At 54.0% G+C, this 23,063-nt stretch carries 21 protein-coding genes; 13 read left to right on the top strand and 8 right to left on the bottom strand.

Annotated elements, in window-relative coordinates; genetic code table 11:
• Positions 1 to 123: 123 nt before the first annotated feature.
• Positions 124 to 579 carry a DUF4385 domain-containing protein gene (locus GV764_RS21920; protein ID WP_161662229.1) on the top strand — a complete coding sequence of 152 codons (456 nt, stop codon included), beginning with the start codon at positions 124 to 126 and terminating at the stop codon, positions 577 to 579.
• 7 nt (positions 580 to 586) lie between these two features.
• Here GV764_RS21920 and GV764_RS21915 read toward each other — a convergent pair whose 3' ends face one another.
• From GV764_RS21915 to trxC, 5 genes are all read right to left on the bottom strand, one after another.
• Entirely contained in the window at positions 587 to 907 is a 321-nt protein-coding gene (locus GV764_RS21915; RefSeq protein ID WP_161662232.1) for a YfiM family lipoprotein, read from the bottom strand.
• A 39-nt stretch (positions 908 to 946) separates the two neighbouring features.
• Positions 947 to 2,302: a CDP-diacylglycerol--serine O-phosphatidyltransferase gene (pssA, locus tag GV764_RS21910; RefSeq protein ID WP_161662231.1), complete on the bottom strand. Its 1,356-nt coding sequence runs from the start codon at positions 2,300 to 2,302 to the stop codon at positions 947 to 949.
• Between the two features lie 114 nt (positions 2,303 to 2,416).
• Positions 2,417 to 5,074, bottom strand: a complete 2,658-nt coding sequence (locus GV764_RS21905) for a GNAT family N-acetyltransferase (protein WP_161662228.1) — start codon at positions 5,072 to 5,074, stop codon at positions 2,417 to 2,419.
• A gap of 32 nt (positions 5,075 to 5,106) precedes the next feature.
• Entirely contained in the window at positions 5,107 to 5,808 is a 702-nt protein-coding gene (locus tag GV764_RS21900) for a tRNA-uridine aminocarboxypropyltransferase (RefSeq protein ID WP_161662227.1), read from the bottom strand.
• 79 nt (positions 5,809 to 5,887) lie between these two features.
• Positions 5,888 to 6,307, bottom strand: a complete 420-nt coding sequence (gene trxC, locus GV764_RS21895) for a thioredoxin TrxC (RefSeq protein ID WP_161662226.1) — start codon at positions 6,305 to 6,307, stop codon at positions 5,888 to 5,890.
• 204 nt (positions 6,308 to 6,511) lie between these two features.
• Here trxC and GV764_RS21890 point away from each other — a divergent pair, with 204 nt between their 5' ends.
• Positions 6,512 to 7,561 carry a tRNA/rRNA methyltransferase gene (locus GV764_RS21890; RefSeq protein ID WP_161662225.1) on the top strand — a complete coding sequence of 350 codons (1,050 nt, stop codon included), beginning with the start codon at positions 6,512 to 6,514 and terminating at the stop codon, positions 7,559 to 7,561.
• Between the two features lie 39 nt (positions 7,562 to 7,600).
• Here the strand turns inward: GV764_RS21890 and ung are convergent, their stop codons facing one another.
• Positions 7,601 to 8,281 (bottom strand): uracil-DNA glycosylase, encoded by a 681-nt coding sequence (gene ung, locus GV764_RS21885; RefSeq protein WP_161662224.1) that lies wholly within the window; start codon positions 8,279 to 8,281, stop codon positions 7,601 to 7,603.
• Between the two features lie 317 nt (positions 8,282 to 8,598).
• Between ung and grcA the strand changes: the two genes are divergently transcribed.
• Complete coding sequence (gene grcA, locus GV764_RS21880) at positions 8,599 to 8,982, top strand: autonomous glycyl radical cofactor GrcA (protein ID WP_125293972.1); 384 nt, start codon at positions 8,599 to 8,601, stop codon at positions 8,980 to 8,982.
• A gap of 47 nt (positions 8,983 to 9,029) precedes the next feature.
• On the opposite strand, the gene srmB is transcribed toward grcA, so the two are convergent.
• On the bottom strand, positions 9,030 to 10,355 hold the full coding sequence (gene srmB / locus GV764_RS21875; protein WP_161662223.1) for an ATP-dependent RNA helicase SrmB: 1,326 nt from the start codon (positions 10,353 to 10,355) through the stop codon (positions 9,030 to 9,032).
• 130 nt (positions 10,356 to 10,485) lie between these two features.
• On the opposite strand from srmB, the gene trmN reads away from it, so the two are divergent.
• A complete protein-coding gene (gene trmN / locus GV764_RS21870) occupies positions 10,486 to 11,220 on the top strand; it encodes a tRNA(1)(Val) (adenine(37)-N(6))-methyltransferase TrmN (protein WP_161662222.1) in 735 nt (244 codons plus the stop codon).
• Here the strand turns inward: trmN and nadB are convergent.
• Entirely contained in the window at positions 11,205 to 12,824 is a 1,620-nt protein-coding gene (gene nadB, locus GV764_RS21865) for an L-aspartate oxidase (RefSeq protein ID WP_161662221.1), read from the bottom strand. The two genes, trmN and nadB, sit on opposite strands and share 16 nt — an antisense overlap.
• 429 nt (positions 12,825 to 13,253) lie before the next feature.
• Between nadB and rpoE the strand changes: the two genes are divergently transcribed.
• From rpoE to era, 9 genes are all read left to right on the top strand, one after another.
• The gene (gene rpoE, locus GV764_RS21860) at positions 13,254 to 13,829 is read left to right on the top strand and encodes an RNA polymerase sigma factor RpoE (protein WP_002438107.1); all 576 of its coding nucleotides are present in this window, start codon (positions 13,254 to 13,256) and stop codon (positions 13,827 to 13,829) included.
• A 31-nt stretch (positions 13,830 to 13,860) separates the two neighbouring features.
• Entirely contained in the window at positions 13,861 to 14,508 is a 648-nt protein-coding gene (gene rseA, locus GV764_RS21855) for an anti-sigma-E factor RseA (RefSeq protein ID WP_161662220.1), read from the top strand.
• Complete coding sequence (gene rseB, locus GV764_RS21850; RefSeq protein WP_161662219.1) at positions 14,508 to 15,464, top strand: sigma-E factor regulatory protein RseB; 957 nt, start codon at positions 14,508 to 14,510, stop codon at positions 15,462 to 15,464. Before rseA ends, rseB begins: the two co-directional genes overlap by 1 nt.
• Entirely contained in the window at positions 15,461 to 15,940 is a 480-nt protein-coding gene (gene rseC, locus GV764_RS21845; RefSeq protein WP_161662218.1) for a SoxR-reducing system protein RseC, read from the top strand. The genes rseB and rseC overlap by 4 nt, the downstream gene beginning before the upstream one ends.
• Before the next feature lie 690 nt (positions 15,941 to 16,630).
• A complete protein-coding gene (locus GV764_RS21840; protein WP_161662217.1) occupies positions 16,631 to 18,166 on the top strand; it encodes a methyl-accepting chemotaxis protein in 1,536 nt (511 codons plus the stop codon).
• A 228-nt stretch (positions 18,167 to 18,394) separates the two neighbouring features.
• Complete coding sequence (lepA, locus tag GV764_RS21835) at positions 18,395 to 20,194, top strand: translation elongation factor 4 (protein ID WP_161662216.1); 1,800 nt, start codon at positions 18,395 to 18,397, stop codon at positions 20,192 to 20,194.
• Between the two features lie 14 nt (positions 20,195 to 20,208).
• Entirely contained in the window at positions 20,209 to 21,183 is a 975-nt protein-coding gene (gene lepB / locus GV764_RS21830; protein WP_161662215.1) for a signal peptidase I, read from the top strand.
• 288 nt (positions 21,184 to 21,471) lie between these two features.
• Positions 21,472 to 22,152 (top strand): ribonuclease III, encoded by a 681-nt coding sequence (gene rnc / locus GV764_RS21825; protein WP_125293962.1) that lies wholly within the window; start codon positions 21,472 to 21,474, stop codon positions 22,150 to 22,152.
• Positions 22,149 to 23,054: a GTPase Era gene (gene era, locus GV764_RS21820; RefSeq protein ID WP_161662214.1), complete on the top strand. Its 906-nt coding sequence runs from the start codon at positions 22,149 to 22,151 to the stop codon at positions 23,052 to 23,054. The genes rnc and era overlap by 4 nt, the downstream gene beginning before the upstream one ends.
• Positions 23,055 to 23,063: the final 9 nt, after the last annotated feature.

The following is a 23,063-nucleotide window of genomic DNA, read 5'->3' as shown; positions in this document are numbered from 1 at the left end:
CCCAGTCGTAAGACTGGGCCTTTTGTCGTTTCATATTTCATCTCTCATAATCCGATAAACTCATTGCATCCACTTACACGAACTATCTTTAAAACGTCTATTTAACCGGTAGGGGAGTCGTGGATGACCAAAAAAGAGTTCGATTATCAGCAGGATTTTTCGCAAATCGACTTCCGAAAGCACCCTGAGAAGTATCAGGTTGGACGCGGCGAGCAGGGCGTGCTGTTAGTGGAGCCCTATAAAGGCGAAATCCTTCCCTGGTGGCGCTATAAAGATGAAGAATCCGCCATCAAATCTGCGGAAAAAATTTATCAACTCTTTGAGGAGTATCGCCAGCAGGACGATTTTGTCGGGATGGATATGGCGCGTAAATTTATCCAGATGGGATATACCCGCGCGCGACGCTACGCCAATTATAAGGGCGGTAAAAAATATACTGAGGACGGTAGCCTGCATGAGCGCGGCAACGATCCGGTAAAAGCGGCGGCCGCAGCGGTATTTAAAACCTGGTGGGATAAAATCCGCGAAGATGAAGATTATCTGAAGCGCAAACGCGCGCATCAGGCGAAATGGGGATAAACAACGATCACCTGGCAAGCTGCCAGATGGAGTAGCCGGTAGCTGCGCCCGCCACATCCCAGGCAAAATCTTTCCAGCTCCAGCCGCTCCCGGTTGGCCGACTGTCCCACAGCTCCTTCGATGCCCCAAGCCCCACTGAAAACATAAATCCAAATCCGGCACTGGTATCCCGCGACCACCCCTGATGCTGCCCCACCTCGTTACCGGCCGCAGAAAGCATCGCGGAGGCGATGAAGTGCTGAGCCTTATCCTGCCCGCTCCACTGGTCATTCGCCCTGTGGCCACAGCCAGTCAGCAATAAAAGTGTAATCAGTAAAACTCGGCGCATTAAATGACTCATAAAAAAGCCCTGCATGCAGGGCTTGATTCAAAGGATACGGCTGATTAAGCGATCGATTCGGATACGTCGTAAACGGCGGATCAGTTTACGTACCTTAACCGGATAATCGGCGATGCTTTCCAGATCCCGATAATGCTGAACCACAGTGGTATGGGTGCGGATCAACTCGAGCTCTTTGTCGCGTTGTGCCGCCAGCTCATGTTTAGGATCGTGGATCAGAATCGCATTTTCCAGATCCAGACGCCAGGCGCGCGGATTAAGATTGTTACCGGTCAGTAGCATCCACTCCTCGTCGACCCACATCCCTTTCAGATGATAGGTGTTGTCATCATCCTTCCAAAGCCGCACGGTCAACTGTCCTGTATTTACGTAATACTGCAGACGGCTCAGAAAGCGGCGCAGATTGATTTCGTACAAATAAGGCAGTGCGCCGATAATTTTAAACGGCTGATCTTCCGGGATATAAAAATCATTCGCGGTTTTATCGCCGACGATGATTTCGACCTGTTTGCCCTCGCGCAGTAACTGAATGATATTACGCACCAGAATAGCGGGCAGGTTGAAATAAGGCGTGCAAATCGTCAGCTTCTGCTCGGCACAGGGCATCAGATGGAAGATAGTTTTGTTGAGCGGACTGGATTTTCCCAGACCTACCAACGGCGTCACGGACAGCTGTTCGTTATCCGCATCGCCAGCGAAATGATACACCGCGTCGCGCAATTCCTGACGGAACAGCCGGACGTCATTCTTGATTTCCTGGCTTTTCGGGCGTTCAGCCGTATCGAGCCGGTGTACCGCACGTCCCTGAATCAGGTTGTTGTTTACCCAGTCGTACATGATGTCGGCGAGGCGAGGGTTACGGATCGACTGATAGCGGTCGTAGCGATACTTATCATGCTGATGCAGATAAACATCATTTAAACTTGCGCCGCTGTAAATGACGCTGTCATCAATGATGAAGCCTTTAAAATGCAAAACGCCGAGGGCTTCACGCGTATTAACAGGAATACCGTAAACCTGGATTTTAACGTCCGGGTTTTCCTGCGCCATACGGCAGTACCAGTCGGCGTTGGTATTAGAGGCTGCTGCGCCAATGCGGCCACGCTGTGCGCGGTGCCAGTCAACCAGCACTGAGACATCCAGCTCAGGACGCTGGCGCCTGGCTTCGTAGAGTGCTGAAAGAATGCCGTGCCCGCCATCATCTTGCTCAAGATAAAGGGCAATAATGCAGATGCGTTTCGTCGCGCTGGCGATCTTTTGCAGCAACGTGGTCCGGAAGTCGGCCGGAGAGAAATAAAACGCTACATCATCAACAGACTGAGAAAGCTTAGGTAGTTGGGCAAGGTGTTGTTGATGTTTGTTTCGTTTAAATTTAGACAACATCACAGTGCATATCTTCTCTATACAGTAGGTGGCCATCCCTGAGGGGCGGACGACGGTAGCGGTGGATAATAACATTACTACCCGGGAATGTGAGTAACATTTCCAATACCTTACTCACGAATCCCGCGTTTTATTCAAGGCTAAGGTCAGTCCAACGATGCCATCTTCTAACTGGATGTCGACGTCAAAACCCAGTTTTCTCGCCAGCGCTACCATGCCTCGGTTGTTGGGCATCGTAATGCCGTTCAACCGCTCAAGACCATGATCTCGCGTATAAGCGATGAGTTTTTCAAGCAATTTTCGTCCTAGTCCCAGGCCTTTAAGATCTGAACGAACCAGTACGGCAAACTCAGCGTCTATGTTATCCGGATCGGAAATCGCGCGCGTCACGCCCAGGATCTGTTCATGACCTTCATGGGAAAATACTGCGACAAACGCCATTTCACGATCGTAGTCGATCTGGGTCATATTCGCTAAATCTTCATGGGTAAATTCATTGATCTCACTGAAATACCGATAATAAAGATCTTCTTTGGTAACCTGGGAAATAAAGCGCCGCAGTTCCGGCTCATCTTCGGGCAGGATTGGCCTGAACAGGCAAGTTTGGCCGTTTTTAAGGGTGACCGTTTCTTCAAGCTGATGAGGATAAGGGCGGATCGCCAGCCGCGCATCGGCATCGCCTTCGAAGGCTTCCAGCTCCAGCGTTACGTCCAGCGCGGTAAATTCGTTGCCGGAAACCAGCAGCGGGTGAATATCCAGACGTTTGATTTCCGGGCAATCGACAATCAGGTTGGACACCTGTACCAGAAACTGGCTCAACCCGGCAATATCCAGCGCCCGTAGCGCGCTACGTCCACGGATGGTGCCGCTCTTGATCGCCTGAATCACCAGATAGCGCGCCAGATTCATGTTCAGCGGCGGCAGCGCGACAGCGGCCTGATCCTGGCGCCACGCCATCCCGCCATCGCCCAACATAATTAGCGGGCCGAATACCGGATCCTGCTCCACAACCACCCGCAATTCCTGCGCCCCTGCGCGGTTCGCCATGCTCTGCACCAGCAATCCATGAATGCGTGCCTGAGGCCAGGTCATTTTCACCCGGTCGAGAATGGCATCAGCAGCCTGCTGGACTTCATTCGCCGTGCGCAGATAGAGCATCACCCCCTGAACTTCCGACTTATGGGGAATATCCGGTGAACGTAGCTTCAATGCGACGGGATAACCGATCTGCTTAGCGATATGTACCGCTTCGGCGCTGTCGCTGGCGATCCAGGTCGGCAGGGTTTGCAAGCCATAGGCCTGAAGAATGGGTTGCACCTCGTGGGTGTCCAGATGCTTCGCACCATCCTCCAGCGCCCGGGTAATCAACTGGTGCACTTCAGCGGTATTGGCGGTGAGGTTGGCCGGTAACGACGGTGTTTCACGCAGCTGCTTCTGGTTGCGACGGTACTCCACCATATGCATAAATGCCGTGACCGTGCCTTCAGGTGTGCGATAGGTAGGAATGCCGGCATCGCTGAACCAGCGGCGCGCTTCCTGTGAGGAAAATTCGCCGCACCAGTTGGTCAGAAGCGTCACATAACGTCCACGCGGGTGGCGCGCCAGCAATTCGATAATCGCTCGCGCGCTTTCGCTGCCCGGCGCGGCAGCGCTGGGGGAGTGGATAATCATCAGCGCATCAAAATCCTGGCTATCGAGCAGAATTTCCAGCGTCTGGACATAGCGCTGCGTGGATGCATCGTCGCGTAAATCCAGAGGGTTTGCAGCGTTCACGCCCGCAGGCACCACGTCAGAGAGGCGGTTGAGGATGTCTTCACCGAGGCTTGCCAGCTTGCCGTTTCGTAACCACAGCTCATCCAGCGCCAGGGCAGCAGGTGCGGCACCGTTGCTGACAATCATCAGCCGCTCGCCGCGCAACGGGCGCATATGGCTGAGCGTTTCAACAGCGGAAAACAGTTCATGGGTATCCTGCACGCGCAACAGGCCAGCACGCTGAATGGCGGCATCCCATGCGCCGTCTAAACCGGTTTCAGCATTTAATAACTGGCGCGCTGACGGACTGCGTCCGCTTTTAATAACCAGAATGGGTTTGTTACGTGAGGCGCTACGGGCAGCGGACACGAATCTGCGTGCATCGCTGAGCTGTTCGAGGTACAGCAAAATCGCGCTGGTTTTGCTATCTCGCGCGAGATAATCCAGCAGCTCATCGACATCAATATCCAGGCTGTCACCCAGCGCGATAAAGTAGGAAAATCCCATTTCACGCTGCTGGGCCCAGTCCAGAATAGTATTGGACACCGCCGCCGACTGCGACACAAACGCCAGTTTGCCCTTACGGATCGGCACCGGGGAAAAGCTGGCGTTAAGCCCTTGCCAGGGCGCAAGCAGGCCCAGACTGTTTGGCCCCAGAATTCGCATCTGCCAGCGGTTGGCGCACGCCAGCAGCGCGGACTGCTGCTCTTTCGGGGAGGAAAGAATGATGCAAGTCTTACAGCCTTTTTCGCCGAGGGCGTTAAGCAACGCTTCATTACGGCTCGGGTTGGTGCAAATCACTGCCAGATCGGGCGGGAAGGGCAGGCTGGCGACGTCCGGCCAGGTCATCACGCCGCACACGGCTTTATAGGCAGGCGTAACGGGCAGCACCGGTCCGGAAAAACCGCCTGACAAGAGATTCCTCATCATCAGGTAGCCCGCCCTGTCGGGCTTTACGGACGCGCCAATAACGGCGATGGATTTTGGTCGAAGTAGCGCTTCCAGCCCACGTTGACTCATATCATTCTCCCCGAGGATGTGAAGAAATGATTTTAAACGCTTTCGGTCCCGGTTGCTGTGACGTTTCCCTGATGATGGGGTTTCCCCGCCAGATAGCGTTCGCGGAACAGCGTGAAATGGTCGGCCAGCCCTTGTGCCGCTGGCGTATCACCCGCCAGCTCAAGCAGCGCGATGGCGACTTCGGCGGTGCAATACTGCCCGTCGCCGTGCGCTTCACGCAGCCGGTATGCCGATGTCTTGCTGAGATCGACGGAAATCACCGGTAACACATCCAGATACGGGCTTTTGCGAAACATTTTACGCGCCTCGGTCCAGGTGCCGTCGAGCATAATAAACAGCGGCGGTTTGCCTGAAGAAGGCGGGACGGACAGCACTTCCCGCTGCGGATCGGCATAGGATGCCGGGAACACCACCATCGGCTGGTAAGCCGGATCGTTAACCAGCTCGATCAGCGCCTGCGGCGGTTCCGTGCGCGACCACTGAAAGGCGGCGGTATCTGGCAAGACATCGGCAATCAGGCGGCCGGTATTACTGGGTTTCATCGGCTCGGTATCAAACATCACCAGACAAAACCGGCTACGTGCGGTAGCGGGCCGCATAGTATCGCACAGACACTGTTTTAACGGCAGCAGGCAGCGCTGGCAGCGGCGGATGCGGTTGCCTCGGGCGAGAAACGGGCGAGTGGCGCGCGCCAGGCGTTCAGCGCGCAATCGAAGGACGGCGTTTTCAGTCATCAGGGGAATTAATGTAAAAACGCTATTCTAACGTAGATAGCAAAACGGGGCATCCGGAAGATGCCCCGTCGGCGGGAGGTTACAGGTTTTCGTTAAGCCAGCTGTCGAACGGCGCTTTCGGCATCGCGCCGTTGAGCATATCCACCATCTGACCGTTTTTGAAAACCATTATGGTCGGAATGCTGCGGATGCGGAAACGGGCGCTCAGCGCGGGTTCTGCTTCGGTATTTACTTTCAGGAAGCGTACCTGGCCGCTGCGTTCTTCCGCCACGTCTTCAAATACCGGCGCGAAGTTTTTGCAGGGGCCGCACCAGGGCGCCCAGAAATCCACCACTACTGGTAAATCGTCCTGAAGATATTTATCCAGCGTCTGGCTGGTGGCGTTGATCACTTCACCATCAAATAGCTCATGACCGCAACGGCCACATTTTGCCCCGTCATTAACGCGGTCGTCAGGTATGCGATTTACGGCCTGGCAGGAGGCACAAACGGTATTCATAACTAACCTCTAAAGTGCGGCGTCGGGATGCCGACGACCTGGATCTGTTTCTGAGATGTTAAATATTATCGGTTATTCATTTGACATCGACAACGAGATAACTCCAATGAATATGATAGTTCCTGACTTTTGACCGAAGTTGATGGCGAAGCGGCGTCACATCGGGTAATCTGCGCGCCACGCGGCAGCCAGGTGGAGAAGAGCATGAGCGAAGAATTTAAAGGTAAAGGCGGCAAGGTCAAAGTGATGTATGTCCGCAGCGACGACGACAGCGAAAAACGCACCGAGAACCCGCGCACCGGGAAAGGTGGCGGACGCCCTGCGGCGTCGGCTAAGGGCGAGCGTCGTCCGCGTCGTGATAATAAGCCTGGCGCGGGCCGCGACCGGTTTAGCGATCGTGACGCACCGTCATCCTCCCCGTGGCGCACGGTTTCACGTCCGCCGCGTGACTACAGCGATGATGGCATCGAACAGGCGGAACCTGCAGAAAAAGGGTATGTCGACCGGGAAGTGATCCGACGCCAGCGCGCTGAAGAAACGCGCGTTTACGGTGAAAACGCCTGCCAGGCGCTGTTCCAGAGCCGTCCGGATTCTATCGTGCGCGCCTGGTTTATTCAGAGCGTCACGCCGCGTTTCAAAGAAGCGCTGCGCTGGATGGCGGCGAACCGCAAGGCCTACCACGTAGTGGATGATACCGAGCTGGCGAAAGCGTCGGGCACGGAGCATCACGGCGGCGTGTGCTTTATTATCAAAAAGCGCAACGGTATGAGTGTTGAAAGCTGGCTTGAAAATGCCGGTGAGGATGATTGCGTACTGGCGCTGGAAGAGGTCGGTAACCCACACAATCTGGGCGGTATTATGCGTAGTTGCGCGCATTTCGGCGTGAAAGGTCTGCTGGTGGAGGATGCCTCCCTGCTGGAGTCCGGCGCGGCAGTACGCACGGCTGAAGGCGGCGCGGAGCACGTGCAGGCGATCAGCGGCGAGACTTTCAGCGACGGTCTGGAGCGCTTCCGTAAGGCGGGTTACGCCATTGTGACCACCTCCAGCCATAAAGGCACTGCGCTGTATCAGGCGCAACTGCCGAAGAAAATGGTGCTGGTGCTGGGCCAGGAGCGGGACGGGGTTTCTGATGCCACGTTCGACAACGCCGATATGCGTATCGCGATCCCCGGCTCAGGCAATGTCGAAAGCCTGAACGTGTCGGTTGCAACCGGCGTGCTGTTAGCCGAATGGTGGCGACAGAACAAAGCCTGATAATAAAAAAGCCAGCGAATGCTGGCTTTTTTATACCGGTTAATCCGGCAGCACCGGCATCCAGTCAATGGGCGTCTCGCCGCGCTGCGCCAGATACTCATTGGCTTTCACAAAATGGCCGCAGCCAAAAAAGCCGCGATGGGCTGAAAGCGGGGAGGGGTGCGGCGCCTGCAACACATAATGACGCTGCCTGTCGATCATCGCGCCTTTCTTCTGCGCATGCGAACCCCACAGCATAAACACCACACCTTCGCGATGTTCGTTAATAATCGAAATGACCTTATCCGTGAAGGTTTCCCAACCGAGTCGGGCATGGGAGTGCGCCTGGCCTGCGCGCACGGTCAACACGGTATTAAGCAGCATCACGCCCTGGCGCGCCCAACTTTCAAGATAGCCATGCGACGGACGGACAAAACCGGGGATTGAGCCTTCCAGTTCTTTATACATATTCACCAGCGACGGCGGCGGTTGAATGCCGGGGCGAACGGAAAAGGCCAGACCGTGGGCCTGATTCGGCCCATGATACGGGTCCTGCCCCAGAATCACGACCTTGACGTTGCCCAGTTCGGTAAACCGAAAGGCATTAAACACATCTTTGGCTGGCGGATAGATAGTCACGCCAGCGGCACGCTCATCCTCAACGGTTTTCAGCGTATTAATAAAATAGGGTTGCTGCTTTTCATCGGCCAGCACGTCGTGCCAGGTGAGAGTAGTGGTCATTTCGCTCTCCTGCGAAGGGTGATGATATAGCTTAACGTCTTATTTGCGCGACACAAAATCCCCCACCGGTTTTGTTCCGGAAAGCTAAAAAATTTTGAAAATTTACAAACTTTTTAACTCACAATAGAGCCCGTAAGTTGATGTAAAACAAATAATTGCCCGTATGACCCTATTCGTGGCATGGTTTTTATTGATTTAAATCAAAGAATCCCGGTCTGGCGATTGGTATACAGTACAGTAACGCAACAAAGGTTTTACCAATGAGCCAATGCAGGCCCAACGAGAATCAACAAAATTTGCCCATAGGGAGAAATACAATGATTACTGGTATCCAGATTACTAAAGCGGCTAATGACGATCTTCTGAACTCTTTCTGGCTGCTGGATAGCGAGAAAGGCGAAGCACGCTGCGTCTGCGCCAAAGCCGGTTTCGCTGAAGATGAAGTGGTCGCAGTGAACGCGCTGGGTGAATTCGAATACCGCGAAATTCCAATGGAAATCAAACCGGAAGTGCGCGTGGAAGGTGGTCAGCACCTGAACGTTAACGTACTGCGTCGTGAAACCCTGGAAGATGCGGTTAAGCATCCGGAAAAATATCCGCAGCTGACTATCCGCGTTTCCGGTTATGCGGTTCGCTTTAACTCTCTGACGCCGGAACAGCAGCGCGACGTTATCGCCCGTACCTTTACCGAAAGCCTGTAAGCTTGCTTGTCCGGTAAACAACAACGCCAGCTTTCGCTGGCGTTTTCTTATTCTGCATTATCGATTTTCGCTTCGCTCGGTTTACGACGCTTGCCGATATTTTTCTTATCGCGATGTCGGACTTTAACGCGCGGCTTTTCTTTTTCCTGTTCTTTCTTTTTCTCTTCGCGTTTCGCCAGTACTTTTTTCGACGGCTTGCCTTTCAGCTTCTCGCTAGGGACGCGGGTCGTAGGACGCAACTCATCAATCACGCGGGATTTCAGCGGCTCATTCAGATAGCGCCCCACTTTACCCAACAGCAGGTGATCGTGCGCTTCGACCAGTGAGATCGCGGTACCTTTACGCCCGGCGCGACCGGTACGGCCAATGCGGTGCAGATAGGTATCGGCGGTGCGCGGCATATCAAAGTTGAACACATGGCTTACGTCGACGATGTCGATCCCACGCGCAGCAACGTCGGTAGCGACCAGTACGTTAACGCGGCCATCAGTCAGGCGTTTAATGGCTTCGTTACGTTTAGCCTGCACCATTTCGCCTTCAATAAAGCAGTTAGGGATGCCAGCGTCACGCAGCCAGCCCGCCAGCTCATGCACGCGCTCGCGTTTACGCACAAATACGATAGCGCGCGTGGTTTCCGGTTGCTTGAGCAGATGTACCAGTAACGCGGTTTTATGCTGGATATCGTCGGCGCGATAGTACCACTGGTGGATCTTTTTGCGTTCGCGAGTGGAGGGTGAGGCGGAAACCTCTTCCGGCTCGTTAAGCAGACGCTCGGCAAAATTCTTAATCGCATCGCCTTCCAGCGTGGCGGAAAACAGCATGGTCTGGTTGCGCCAGCGCGTTTCCCCGGCAATGTGTTCGATATCCTGAGCGAAACCCATATCCAGCATGCGGTCTGCTTCATCAAGGATCAGGGTTTCCACGGCGCGGCAGTCGAAGTTTTCTTCTTTGATATACTGCAAAAGGCGGCCCGTGGTAGCGACCACGATATCCTGGTTTTCACTGAACACTTCCGCGTGGTTCATATACGCCACGCCGCCGGTAATGGTCGCGATATCCAGGTGGGTATGCGCCGCCAGTTCACGCGCCTGTTCCGCCACCTGCATCGCCAGCTCGCGGGTTGGGGTGAGGATCAGGATGCGCGGCGGACCGGATTTTTTACGCGGGAAGTCGAGTAAATGCTGCAACACCGGCAGCAAATACGCCGCCGTTTTACCGGTGCCTGTCGGCGCAGAACCGAGGACATCACGCCCTTCCAGGGCAGGCGGAATGGCGGCAGCCTGAATGGCGGTCGGGCGCGTGAAGCCTTTATCCTGAAGGGCTTTCAGCAGGCTTTCATCAAGTTCAAGTTCGGAAAAAGTGGTTACAGTCATTTTCTACCTCAGTGTGGGCCGCCGATTATAGACGTTAAGGCAGCAATGTTCATCACTTAGTATGGTTATGCTCTTTTCCAGGGGAATGCTTTACCCTATGCTACAACGGTTTCCCTGCCAGGTTGTAATAATGCCAACGACTAAAACGCTTCTTCGCCGCGATGGTTTCACTTTTAAACAGTTCTTTGTTGCCCACGATCGTTGTGCAATGAAGGTCGGAACTGATGGGATTTTGCTGGGCGCGTGGGCGCCCGTGGCGGGCGTAAAACGCATTCTGGATATTGGCACCGGGAGCGGGCTGATTGCCCTGATGCTGGCCCAACGTGCAAATGAAGCGCTTATCGACGCGGTTGAAATGGATCCTGACGCCGCCAACCAGGCCGCAGAAAACGCGCAGGCTTCTCCCTGGGCGGGGCGTATTCAGGTCCATCTGGCGGATTTTTTAACCTGGACGCCGGACGCCTCACATCGCTACGACCTGATCGTCAGTAATCCGCCGTTCTATGATAAAGGCGTGGAGTGCGGCAGCTCGCAGCGCGAGCTTGCCCGTTATACTACTTCGCTGGAACATGAAGCGTTGTTACGCGGCGCGGCGCAGTTGATTACCGAAGAAGGATGTTTCTGCGTAGTGTTGCCGGAAGCCACCGGCTCCGCTTTTACGTTAAAGGCACAGGAGATGGGCTGGCATATTCGCCTGAGAACCGATGTGTGCGATAACGATACCCGACTGCCGCACCGCGTACTGCTGGCGTTTTCGCCGACGCCGGGCGAACTGTTTATCGACAGGCTGGCGATCCGTGGGCCGGACCAGCGTTACTCCGACGCCTGGTGCGGCCTGACCCAGGATTTTTATCTGTTTATGTGAACCAGCGGGGAGAGCACCGACGGCCCTGGATTCTCCTGTAACTCCGGATAATCCAGGGTGTAGTGCAATCCGCGACTCTCTTTGCGCATCATCGCACAGCGCACGATAAGTTCCGCCACCTGCACCAGGTTGCGCAGTTCCAGGAGATTATTTGACACGCGGAAGTTGGCGTAATACTCATCGATTTCTTGCTGAAGCATGGTAATGCGGCGTAACGCCCGCTCCAGTCGCCGTGTGGTGCGCACAATCCCCACGTAATCCCACATAAACAGTCTGAGCTCGTGCCAGTTATGCTGGATCACCACCAGTTCATCCGGATCCTCAACCCGGCTTTCATCCCAGGCGGGCAGGGATTTTGGCGGGCGGGCGAACGGCAGCCGTTTTTGAATATCTTCCGCCGCCGACCAGCCGTAAACCAGACACTCCAGTAGCGAGTTTGACGCCATACGGTTGGCGCCGTGCAGACCGGTATAGGTCACTTCGCCAATGGCATACAGCCCGTCAACGTCGGTGCGGCCATTTTCATCCACCATCACGCCGCCGCAGGTATAGTGCGCCGCAGGCACGATGGGTATGGGATCGCGGGTCAAATCAAGCCCCAGGCCGAGCAGCTTTTCATAAATCATCGGGAAATGCTGACGAACGAATTCCGCAGGCTTGTGGCTGATATCAAGGTACATGCAGTCGGCGCCTAAGCGTTTCATTTCATGATCGATAGCGCGTGCCACGATATCGCGCGGAGCCAGTTCGGCCCGTTCATCGAAATCGAGCATGAAACGCGTGCCGTCCGGACGCTTCAGATAAGCGCCTTCGCCGCGCAGCGCTTCGGTCAGCAGGAAATTACGCGCCTGGGGATGGAACAGCGCGGTAGGGTGGAACTGGTTAAACTCAAGATTGGCGACGCGGCAGCCAGCGCGCCACGCCATAGCGATCCCATCTCCGGACGAAATATCCGGGTTGGTGGTGTACTGATACACTTTCGATGCGCCACCCGTCGCCAGCACGACGGCTTTCGCGCGGCAGGTTTCCACCTCTTCTTTATTGCGGTTCCAGATCCACGCCCCCACTACACGGCGGGTGCCCGGCAGGCCGATTTTATCGGAGACAATAAGATCCACAGCGTTGCTGCGTTCGATAACCCGGATATTAGGATGCGCCAGCGCTTTACCGACCAGCGTGGTTTCCACTTCTCTGCCGGTAGCGTCGGCGGCGTGCAGAATGCGGCGGTGGCTGTGCCCGCCCTCGCGGGTCAGGTGATAGTTTTCTTCACCGTTCGGCTGTACTTCGGTATCAAACAACACGCCCTGATCGATGAGCCACTGAACGCAGCGACGCGCGTTGCTGGCGACAAATTCCACTGCATCGCGATCGCAAATCCCGGCGCCGGCGATAAGCGTATCTTCGACGTGGGAATCGATGCTGTCTGTTTCATCGAATACCGCCGCGATGCCGCCCTGAGCATAGAGCGTCGAGCCTTCACTAACCGGCCCTTTACTCAATACGATAACCTGACAATTATCCGCCAGGCGAAGCGCCAGAGAGAGACCCGCCGCACCGCTGCCAATAATCAAAACGTCACAATTCATTTCGGATGATGTGTTCATGCTGTGTGTTTAATTTACTAAACATTGTTGGCCCAGCATAGCACCCGAAATTGTCATTTAGCACACTTTTTTTGCATAACGTTGCAATCGCTAAACAAAGCACGCCACCAGGTGAAGCGTTAACCGTCCAGTAAAATCCAGAAAATTATTTGCGAAGCAGGTCGTTAGCCTAAGATTAAAGAGTGAAAAAAAGGTGTGCTTGCGTTACTCTGCTGGCGGAATAGCAAGCTTGAATTATCAGCGCTAGCCTTAAAGAAGCGGGCCACCAATGAATCAAAATCAACGGTCCGGAAAAAGCTGACATAAAACAAAGGCGTAACGGAACTTTATCGGTCTATGGAAATCCAATCTCCTGCTTGCTCACGATGTGCGGCGTTGAGGTGGTTTTGATTACGCGAGGAAATTAGGTTTGGGGAGATATTACCTCGGATGAGCGAGCAGTTAACGGATCAGGTCCTCGTTGAGCGGGTCCAGAAGGGAGATCAGAAATCGTTTAACTTACTGGTGGTTCGCTACCAGCATAAAGTGGCGAGTCTGGTTTCTCGCTATGTGCCATCGGGGGATGTGCCTGATGTGGTGCAGGAATCCTTTATTAAAGCTTATCGCGCTCTGGATTCCTTTCGCGGCGATAGCGCGTTTTATACCTGGCTGTATCGTATCGCCGTGAATACAGCAAAAAATTACCTGGTTGCTCAGGGGCGCCGTCCGCCGTCCAGCGATGTCGATGCGATTGACGCAGAAAATTTCGAAAGTGCGGGTGCACTGAAAGAAATTTCGAACCCTGAGAACTTAATGTTGTCTGAAGAACTGAAACAGATAGTTTTCCGTACCATAGAGTCACTCCCGGAAGATTTACGCATGGCAATTACGTTGCGGGAGCTGGATGGCCTGAGCTATGAAGAGATAGCCGCTATCATGGATTGCCCGGTCGGTACGGTACGTTCCCGCATTTTCCGTGCGCGGGAAGCTATTGATAATAAAGTTCAACCGCTTATCCGGCGTTGACGATAGCGGGATACTGGAAAAGGTATTAGGCATGCAGAAAGAAAAACTTTCCGCTTTAATGGATGGTGAGTCTCTGGATAGTGAAGTGCTGAGCGCCTTGTCTAACGACAAAGCGCTTCAGCAGTCATGGGAGAGCTATCACCTCATTCGTGACACCCTTCGCGGTGACACAGGTGATGTGATTCACTTCGATATCTCTGCCCGCGTCATGGTGGCGATCGAAAACGAGCCTTTACATCGGACCGCACCGCTCATTCCAGAATCACAACCAGCTCCACAGCAGTGGCAGGCTATGCCGTTCTGGAAAAAACTGCGCCCCTGGGCCAGCCAGATTACGCAGATCGGCGTTGCTGCTTGCGTTTCCCTGGCGGTTATCGTTGGCGTTCAGCAATACAACGCGCCGAGCGAAGCGACTGGACAGCCTGAAACACCGGTGTTCAATACCCTTCCTATGATGGGGCAGGCCAGCCCGGTAAGTTTGGGTGTGCCGTCTGAAGCCACCGGCGGTACCGGCCAGCAGCAGGTTCAGGAGCAGCGTCGTCGTATTAATGCAATGCTTCAGGACTATGAGCTTCAGCGCCGCCTGCACGCGGAGCAGCTTCAGTTTGAACAGGCCCAGACGCAGCAAGCTGCCGTTCAGGTGCCAGGAACACAAACGTTAGGAACGCAACCGCAGTAATGAAGCAACTTTGGTGTGCTATGTCTTTAGTGGCTGGCAGCCTGATATTTTCTGCAACCGCCTCGGCAGATCCGTCGACCGAGGCGTTGTTGCAGCAAATGAATCAGGCCAGTCAGTCGCTTAATTACGAATTGGCTTTTATCAGTATCAATAAGCAGGGCGTTGAATCGCTGCGCTATCGTCACGCGCGCCTTGATAATAAGCCTATGGCTCAACTTCTTCAGATGGATGGTCCGCGCCGCGAAGTGGTCCAGCGCGGAAATGAAGTCAGCTATTTCGAGCCAGGCCTTGAGCCCTTTACGCTGAATGGCGATTACATCGTCGATTCCTTGCCTTCTCTGGTCTACACCGACTTTAAACGCCTGGCTGCATACTACGATTTTATCGCCGTTGGTAGAACGCGTATCGCCGACCGCCTGTGCGATGTGATTCGCGTGGTGGCCCGGGACGGCACGCGCTACAGCTATATCGTCTGGCTGGATTCGCAGACTAAACTGCCAATGCGCGTCGATTTGCTGGATCGTGATGGCGAAACCCTGGAGCAATTCCGGGTGGTGTCATTTACTGTTAACGACACGCCGGGTACGGTGATGCAGAATCTGGCCAAAGCCACCCTCCCGCCACTGCTTTCGGTTCCCGGGACTGAAAAAGTCAACTTTAACTGGGCGCCGACCTGGCTACCGCAGGGATTCAACGAGGTCTCTGGCAGCCGCAGACCGCTTCCGGGAGTGGATGTGCCAATCGAGTCGCGTTTATATACAGACGGCTTATTCAGCTTTTCAGTGAATGTGAATCGTGCCAGTGCCACCAGTTCCAGCCAGATGTTACGTACCGGACGCCGAACGGTAAGTTCCGATGTGCGTAATAACGCGGAAATCACCATCGTGGGGGAATTGCCTCCACAAACGGCTAAACGCATCGCAGACAGCGTCAAATTCAGGGCTTCTCCGCAATGATGAAAGAGTGGGCCACGGTGATTTCGTGGCAAAATGGCGAAGCGGTGGTCAGCTGTGATGTGAAATCTTCCTGCAGCAGCTGTGCATCCCGTGCGGGTTGTGGCAGCCGCATCCTGAATAAACTTGGCCCACAGACCAGCCATTCAATTACAGTTCCCTGCGATCAACCCCTGGTGGCAGGGCAAAAAGTTGAACTTGGCATCGCGGAGAGCAGCCTGTTGGGGTCCGCACTGGTCGTCTATATGTCTCCGCTGATGGGCCTGTTTATTATCGCGGGTCTGTTCCAGATGTTATTTGGCACCGATCTGGCAGCGATGGCGGGCGCTATTTTAGGCGGCGTGGGCGGGTTCCTGCTGGCGAAAGGACTGGCTCCGGTATTAAGTCGTCGTGAAAGCTGGCAGCCTGTCATTTTAAGTGTTGGATTACCTCCCGACGCGCTACGGATTGATTCCTCTTCTTCACCAGACAATGCCTGACGGGCATTGCCTGGATTAAATTTAGTTTAATTACGCCTCCAGAGGTTACCTAAAACTAAATTTCTTCTTTCTTTCATAAATAACGTAGCTCGTTATCGGGGCTACTTTAAAAAATAACCAAAAACAATTAATCAGTCGTTTCCTGAATATTGATTTGATCCCCTGTGTCGCTTTTGTAAAAGCCAGGCATCAATCATGATACTTTTTTTAGCTTTTTACATGCTAATGAGTCAGCGCCCTTATCGATAATACGCGCATGGCGATCTAAGCGTGAGGCCTACGCCGAGGAGAATCCCGGTTGGGCGGCTTCTACTACCAAAATCAGTAGGGAATCCATAACCAATCAGGGACAGCTATTACCGTCATATAAATGTCATATAATACTTCAGACGTAATAAAAAGCAGCGCTGGGTGAGAATAATAAAAAGCTATTAATTTAACTTAAGAGCGTATTTAGCAGGTGTCGTCCTCAAACATTATTATCAGGATGTAAATTTAAAAGATTTATTTGGTTAAAGGATGCTGTTTTTTTAATTGTCCCTATTTACAGCTTAATCAATTCCGTTGAGAATTCGCGAGACCGCTCGGACGCACACGTTTATTAAAACTAATAATAATCTATTCAAAAAGCTTATCGCACCCAGCCAGGGGATATATGAGTGAATTTCTATTGTTAAATGAGGACGGGCTATGAGAATAAACAATCCTGTCACTCAACATGAATATCTGCTTCCCGATGATGCGACATTAATGTCCACCACCGATACCCAGAGTTACATCACCTACGCTAACTCCGCTTTTATCGACTCCAGCGGCTTTAGCGAGGCGGATTTACTGGGGCAGCCTCACAACCACATTCGCCACCCCGATATGCCGCCGGAAGCTTTTGCCGACCTGTGGTTTACCCTTAAGCAGGGTGAGAGCTGGACCGGGCTGGTAAAAAATCGGCGGAAAAATGGCGATCACTACTGGGTACGGGCCAACGTGACGCCGGTTTACCGCCATGATGTGCTTACCGGTTATATCTCGGTGCGTAATGTCCCGACGCGTGAAGAGGTTCAGGCCGCCGAGCAATTATACCAGGCCGTCAATGAGGAGCGTGCCGGGAGCCTGCGCTTTTTTAAAGGGCTGGTGGTGCGTGGCAAATGGCTTAGTCCGCTGTCGCTATTCCAGAAAATATCCGTTGCCTGGCGGCTGGCGCTGCCGCTACTGGCTTTCACGCTAGTGGCGCTGCTACTACCGTTTTCAGGGCTGCACGCCGGGTTGCAGGCGCTGATTATTGTGGCCGCCGCCGCCGCAGCGGGCGGATTTATGCACGCTCAGGTCGCACGCCCGCTAAAAACCATCGTCAGCCAGATGCAAAAAATCGTATCGGGCCGCAAAGCCGAACACCGGCATTTCAACCGGGTGGATGAAATCGGCAAGATGATGCGGCTGGTTAACCAGGCTGGCCTGAACCTGCATTCTCTGGTGAACGACGTCAGCGTACAGGCCAGCGGTATCAGTGAAATCAGTCAGCAACTGGAAGTTAACAGCACTGCGCTGAATGAACGCACTGACGAAACGTCTGCTCAGCTCCAGCAAACCGCTGCGGCGATTGAAGAGATCACCAGCGCGGTGCAGCAGACGGCAGCGACTTCAGACATGACGATCGCGATGGCCGAAAAAACCAGCATTGTCGCCCAGGAAGGGGCGTCGGTGATGGAAGAGACCATCGACGTAATGAAGTCGATTTCAAAAATCAGCGACCAGATTGTCGATATTATCGGCGTGATTGACAGTATCGCTTTCCAGACCAATATTCTGGCCCTCAATGCCGCCGTCGAAGCGGCGCGCGCAGGCGCCTCGGGGAAAGGGTTCGCCGTGGTGGCCGCGGAGGTCCGTAATCTGGCTCAGCATTCCGCCGCCTCGGCGAAGGAAATCAAAACGCTGATTGAGCGTAACGTACAAAGCGTGCGTTCCGGCGTGGAAATGGTCGTACTGGCTGAAAAGCACATCAGTGAAATGGCGGAGGAGATCCGTCAGATGTCCCAGCTGATTAAAGAAGTGGGCCACGCCACCGGCGAGCAAACCATGGCGCTGGGGCTGATCAATGAATCAGTCTCACAAATCGAAACCATGTCAAAAAATAACGCCGAGATGGTGCATCATTCTGCGCAAATCGCCAGCGATCTCAACCGGCGCGGCAATCGGCTCACCAGCGCCATCAACGTTTTTGGCGGATAAGGTCTCCCTGATCGCGCGGCTAACGGACTGGCCGCGCGCTGGCTTCACGTTACATATTTCCTGCCATAATCCGCTTACGTCTTCACGGCAAATCATCCTATGCTGACGATTTGGCCGCTACAGTGTAATATGCACGCCAATGTACGGATTGGCCGCTGCCACAACGTGTTAGCCGTTATATCCATAAACTGACAATCGCTCTGCGTTAGGGTTAAAAAATCCTCATTTATGAAGAACATAAGAAACTTCTCTATCATTGCTCACATCGACCACGGTAAGTCGACGCTTTCTGACCGCATCATTCAGATTTGCGGTGGCCTTTCTGATCGTGAAATGGAAGCCCAGGTGCTCGATTCCATGGACCTGGAACGTGAGCGCGGGATCACCATCAAAGCGCAAAGCGTTACTCTCGATTTTAAATCTTCTGATGGCGAAACCTATCAGCTGAATTTTATCGACACGCCGGGCCACGTTGACTTCTCCTATGAAGTTTCTCGCTCTCTGGCCGCTTGCGAAGGCGCGCTGCTGGTGGTGGATGCCGGGCAGGGCGTAGAGGCTCAGACGCTGGCGAACTGCTATACCGCCATGGAAATGGATCTCGAAGTGGTGCCGGTTCTCAACAAAATCGACCTGCCTGCAGCCGACCCGGAACGCGTTGCCGAAGAAATTGAAGACATTGTCGGCATCGATGCGACCGACGCGGTACGCTGCTCGGCGAAAACCGGGGTGGGCGTACAGGACGTGCTTGAGCGTCTGGTGCGCGAAATCCCCGCGCCGCAGGGCGATCCGGATGCTCCGCTGCAGGCGCTGATCATCGATTCCTGGTTTGACAACTACCTGGGCGTGGTCTCGCTGGTGCGTATTAAAAACGGCACCATGCGCAAAGGCGATAAAATCAAAGTGATGAGCACCGGACAGGTGTATAACGCCGACCGTCTGGGTATCTTCACCCCGAAACAGGTTGACCGTACCGAACTGAAATGCGGTGAAGTAGGCTGGCTGGTTTGCGCGATTAAAGACATCCTCGGCGCGCCGGTAGGCGATACCCTGACCCAGGCGCGTAACCCGGCAGATAAAGCGCTGCCTGGTTTTAAAAAGGTCAAGCCGCAGGTTTACGCCGGTCTGTTCCCGGTCAGCTCCGACGATTATGAAAACTTCCGTGACGCGCTGGGCAAACTGAGCCTGAACGACGCTTCACTGTTCTACGAGCCGGAAAGTTCAACCGCGCTGGGCTTCGGCTTCCGCTGCGGCTTCCTGGGCCTGCTTCACATGGAGATTATCCAGGAGCGTCTGGAGCGCGAATACGATCTCGATCTGATCACCACTGCGCCGACGGTAGTCTATGAAGTGCAGACAACCAGCAAAGAAGTGATCTATGTCGACAGCCCGTCCAAGCTGCCGCCGCTGAACAATATCGACGAACTGCGTGAGCCGATCGCCGAATGTCATATGCTGCTGCCGCAGGAGTACCTGGGTAACGTGATTACGCTGTGCGTCGAGAAACGCGGCGTGCAGACGAACATGGTTTATCACGGTAACCAGGTGGCGCTGACCTATGAAATTCCGATGGCTGAAGTGGTGCTGGATTTCTTTGACCGTCTGAAATCCACCTCCCGCGGTTATGCGTCGCTGGACTACAACTTCAAACGCTTCCAGGCTTCCAACATGGTGCGTGTGGATGTGCTGATCAACGGCGAGCGCGTCGACGCGCTGGCGCTGATCACCCACAACGACAACGCTCCATACCGTGGTCGCGAACTGGTTGAGAAAATGAAGGACCTGATCCCGCGTCAGCAGTTTGATATCGCGATTCAGGCCGCAATCGGCAACCATATTATCGCCCGTTCCACCGTGAAACAGCTGCGTAAAAACGTACTGGCAAAATGCTACGGCGGTGACGTGAGCCGTAAGAAAAAGCTGCTGCAAAAACAGAAAGAAGGTAAGAAACGCATGAAGCAGGTCGGCAACGTCGAACTGCCGCAGGAAGCGTTCCTCGCCATTCTGCATGTCGGTAAAGACGGCAAATAATCTAAGGAGTTGGCATGGCGAACATGTTTGCCCTGATCCTTGTTATCGCGACAGGCGTGACGGGTATCTTGTGGTGTCTGGATAAATTTATCTTTGCCCCGAAGCGTCGCGAGCGTCAGGCTGCGGCGCAGGCGGCTACGGGTGATGCGCTGGACAGCAAAACCCTGAAGAAAGTCGGCCCGAAACCGGGCTGGCTGGAAACAGGCGCATCGGTCTTCCCGGTACTGGCGATTGTGCTGGTGGTGCGTTCATTTATTTATGAACCTTTCCAGATCCCCTCCGGTTCGATGATGCCAACGCTGTTGATTGGCGATTTTATCCTGGTGGAGAAATACGCTTACGGCCTGAAGGATCCGATCTATCAAAAAACATTGATTGAGACCGGGCACCCGAAGCGCGGCGACATCGCGGTGTTTAAGTATCCGGAAGATCCGCGTCTGGACTACATTAAGCGCGTTGTTGGCCTGCCTGGCGATCGCGTGAGCTACGATCCTGTGGCCAAAGAAGTCACCATTCAGCCGAACTGCAGTTCCGGCCAGGCCTGCGGCAACGCATTGCCGGTGACCTATTCCGCCGTTGAGCCGAGCGATTTTGTCCAGACATTCTCTCGCCGTACCGGTGGCGAAGCCTCCAGCGGTTTCTTTGAAGTACCGAAGAACGAAACCAAAGAGAACGGTATTCGCCTTACCGAGCGCAAAGAGAGCATCGGCGACGTGACCCATCGTATTCTGACGGTGCCGATTGCCCAGGATCAGTTAGGGATGTATTACCAACAGGCTGGTCAACCGCTGGCAACCTGGATCGTACCGCCGGGGCACTACTTCATGATGGGCGATAACCGCGATAACAGCGCCGACAGCCGTTACTGGGGTTTTGTGCCGGAAGCCAATCTGGTTGGCAGGGCCACCGCAATCTGGATGAGCTTTGAAAAACAGGAAGGCGAATGGCCGACCGGCGTCCGCCTGAACCGCATCGGCGGCATCCACTAAATCGTATCGATGGCCGGTTAGCGCTTCGTTAATCGGCCTTTTTACCCTTTCCGGTAATGACAAATATTCATTCCAGCCATAAATAACCCTGTTATCCACCTTTCCTTAAATTATTTAAGCCATAAATTAGCAATCGCTAACGACATCCCCTGGCGTTGCGTATAGAATATTCCCCCGACGATTTCAGGTTAGCCTTTGTAGAAAGGGCTACGGCACACGAAACAGCTTTGGTTTCTTCAGCTCTGTTCCGTGTGCTGCATAGTTGACGCATTTATTAATTGGTATCGCATGAATCCCATCGTAATTAACAGGCTGCAGCGTAAGCTGGGCTACACTTTTCTTCATCAGGAGTTATTGCAGCAGGCGTTAACCCATCGGAGTGCCAGCAGTAAGCACAACGAGCGTCTCGAGTTCCTGGGTGATTCCATTTTAAGCTTCGTGATTGCCAACGCGCTTTACCATCGTTTTCCTCGTGTGGACGAAGGCGATATGAGCCGGATGCGCGCCACCCTGGTGCGCGGCAACACCCTGGCGGAAATTGCGCGTGAATTTGAACTGGGCGAGTGCTTGCGCTTAGGGCCGGGTGAGTTGAAAAGCGGCGGTTTTCGTCGCGAGTCCATCCTCGCCGATACCGTTGAAGCGCTGATCGGCGGCGTGTTTCTCGACAGCGATATCCAGACGGTTGAGCGGTTGATCCTTTCCTGGTACCAGACCCGTCTGGATGAAATCAGCCCGGGTGATAAACAAAAAGATCCGAAAACCCGGTTACAGGAATATTTGCAGGGACGTCATTTACCGCTGCCGTCGTATCTGGTGGTACAGGTGCGCGGTGAAGCACACGATCAGGAATTTACTATCCACTGCCAGGTCAGCGGCCTGAGTGAACCGGTGGTTGGCACAGGTTCCAGCCGTCGCAAGGCGGAGCAGGCTGCCGCCGAACAGGCGTTGAAAAAACTGGAGCTGGAATGAGCGACGAAAAAAGCTATTGCGGATTTATCGCCATCGTTGGGCGTCCCAACGTGGGCAAATCGACCCTGCTGAATAATCTGCTGGGCCAAAAGATTTCTATCACTTCACGCAAGGCGCAAACCACGCGCCATCGTATCGTGGGCATCCATACCGAAGGGGCATACCAGGCAATTTATGTCGATACCCCTGGCCTGCATATGGAAGAAAAGCGCGCCATCAACCGTTTGATGAACAAAGCGGCCAGCAGCTCCATCGGCGACGTTGAGTTAATTATTTTCGTGGTGGAAGGCACCCGCTGGACGCCGGACGACGAGATGGTGCTCAACAAACTGCGCGACGGTAAAGCGCCGGTGATCCTGGCCGTGAACAAAGTGGATAACGTTCAGGAAAAAGCCGATCTGCTGCCGCACCTGCAGTTCCTGTCCAGCCAGATGAACTTCCTGGATATCGTGCCGATTTCTGCGGAAACCGGGTTGAACGTGGATACTATCGCTGGCATCGTGCGTAAGCATTTGCCGGAAGCGATTCATCACTTCCCGGAAGATTACATCACCGATCGCTCCCAGCGCTTTATGGCGTCGGAAATCATCCGTGAAAAACTGATGCGTTTTCTGGGCGCAGAGCTGCCGTACTCGGTGACGGTAGAAATCGAACGCTTCCAGACCAACGAGCGCGGCGGTTATGACATCAACGGTCTGATCCTCGTTGAGCGTGAAGGGCAGAAGAAGATGGTGATTGGCAACAAAGGAGCCAAAATTAAAACCATCGGTATCGAAGCCCGTAAAGATATGGAAGAGATGTTCGAAGCCAAAGTTCACCTCGAACTGTGGGTGAAAGTGAAATCCGGCTGGGCGGACGACGAGCGCGCGCTGCGTAGCCTCGGCTATGTCGACGATCTCTGAGTAATCGCC

This window comes from Atlantibacter hermannii, from assembly GCF_009907385.1.
Classification (GTDB): domain Bacteria; phylum Pseudomonadota; class Gammaproteobacteria; order Enterobacterales; family Enterobacteriaceae; genus Atlantibacter; species Atlantibacter hermannii_A.
This window is presented reverse-complemented; position numbering and strand designations above follow the sequence as displayed.

What these genes read in the sequence shown, in the direction of transcription:
- GV764_RS21920 (WP_161662229.1), top strand. Translation starts at nt 124, where the DNA reads ATGACCAAAAAAGAGTTCGATTATCAGCAGGATTTTTCGCAAATCGAC.
- GV764_RS21915 (WP_161662232.1), bottom strand. Translation starts at nt 907, where the DNA reads ATGCGCCGAGTTTTACTGATTACACTTTTATTGCTGACTGGCTGTGGC.
- pssA (WP_161662231.1), bottom strand. Translation starts at nt 2,302, where the DNA reads ATGTTGTCTAAATTTAAACGAAACAAACATCAACAACACCTTGCCCAA.
- GV764_RS21905 (WP_161662228.1), bottom strand. Translation starts at nt 5,074, where the DNA reads ATGAGTCAACGTGGGCTGGAAGCGCTACTTCGACCAAAATCCATCGCC.
- GV764_RS21900 (WP_161662227.1), bottom strand. Translation starts at nt 5,808, where the DNA reads ATGACTGAAAACGCCGTCCTTCGATTGCGCGCTGAACGCCTGGCGCGC.
- trxC (WP_161662226.1), bottom strand. Translation starts at nt 6,307, where the DNA reads ATGAATACCGTTTGTGCCTCCTGCCAGGCCGTAAATCGCATACCTGAC.
- GV764_RS21890 (WP_161662225.1), top strand. Translation starts at nt 6,512, where the DNA reads ATGAGCGAAGAATTTAAAGGTAAAGGCGGCAAGGTCAAAGTGATGTAT.
- ung (WP_161662224.1), bottom strand. Translation starts at nt 8,281, where the DNA reads ATGACCACTACTCTCACCTGGCACGACGTGCTGGCCGATGAAAAGCAG.
- grcA (WP_125293972.1), top strand. Translation starts at nt 8,599, where the DNA reads ATGATTACTGGTATCCAGATTACTAAAGCGGCTAATGACGATCTTCTG.
- srmB (WP_161662223.1), bottom strand. Translation starts at nt 10,355, where the DNA reads ATGACTGTAACCACTTTTTCCGAACTTGAACTTGATGAAAGCCTGCTG.
- trmN (WP_161662222.1), top strand. Translation starts at nt 10,486, where the DNA reads ATGCCAACGACTAAAACGCTTCTTCGCCGCGATGGTTTCACTTTTAAA.
- nadB (WP_161662221.1), bottom strand. Translation starts at nt 12,824, where the DNA reads ATGAACACATCATCCGAAATGAATTGTGACGTTTTGATTATTGGCAGC.
- rpoE (WP_002438107.1), top strand. Translation starts at nt 13,254, where the DNA reads ATGAGCGAGCAGTTAACGGATCAGGTCCTCGTTGAGCGGGTCCAGAAG.
- rseA (WP_161662220.1), top strand. Translation starts at nt 13,861, where the DNA reads ATGCAGAAAGAAAAACTTTCCGCTTTAATGGATGGTGAGTCTCTGGAT.
- rseB (WP_161662219.1), top strand. Translation starts at nt 14,508, where the DNA reads ATGAAGCAACTTTGGTGTGCTATGTCTTTAGTGGCTGGCAGCCTGATA.
- rseC (WP_161662218.1), top strand. Translation starts at nt 15,461, where the DNA reads ATGATGAAAGAGTGGGCCACGGTGATTTCGTGGCAAAATGGCGAAGCG.
- GV764_RS21840 (WP_161662217.1), top strand. Translation starts at nt 16,631, where the DNA reads ATGAGAATAAACAATCCTGTCACTCAACATGAATATCTGCTTCCCGAT.
- lepA (WP_161662216.1), top strand. Translation starts at nt 18,395, where the DNA reads ATGAAGAACATAAGAAACTTCTCTATCATTGCTCACATCGACCACGGT.
- lepB (WP_161662215.1), top strand. Translation starts at nt 20,209, where the DNA reads ATGGCGAACATGTTTGCCCTGATCCTTGTTATCGCGACAGGCGTGACG.
- rnc (WP_125293962.1), top strand. Translation starts at nt 21,472, where the DNA reads ATGAATCCCATCGTAATTAACAGGCTGCAGCGTAAGCTGGGCTACACT.
- era (WP_161662214.1), top strand. Translation starts at nt 22,149, where the DNA reads ATGAGCGACGAAAAAAGCTATTGCGGATTTATCGCCATCGTTGGGCGT.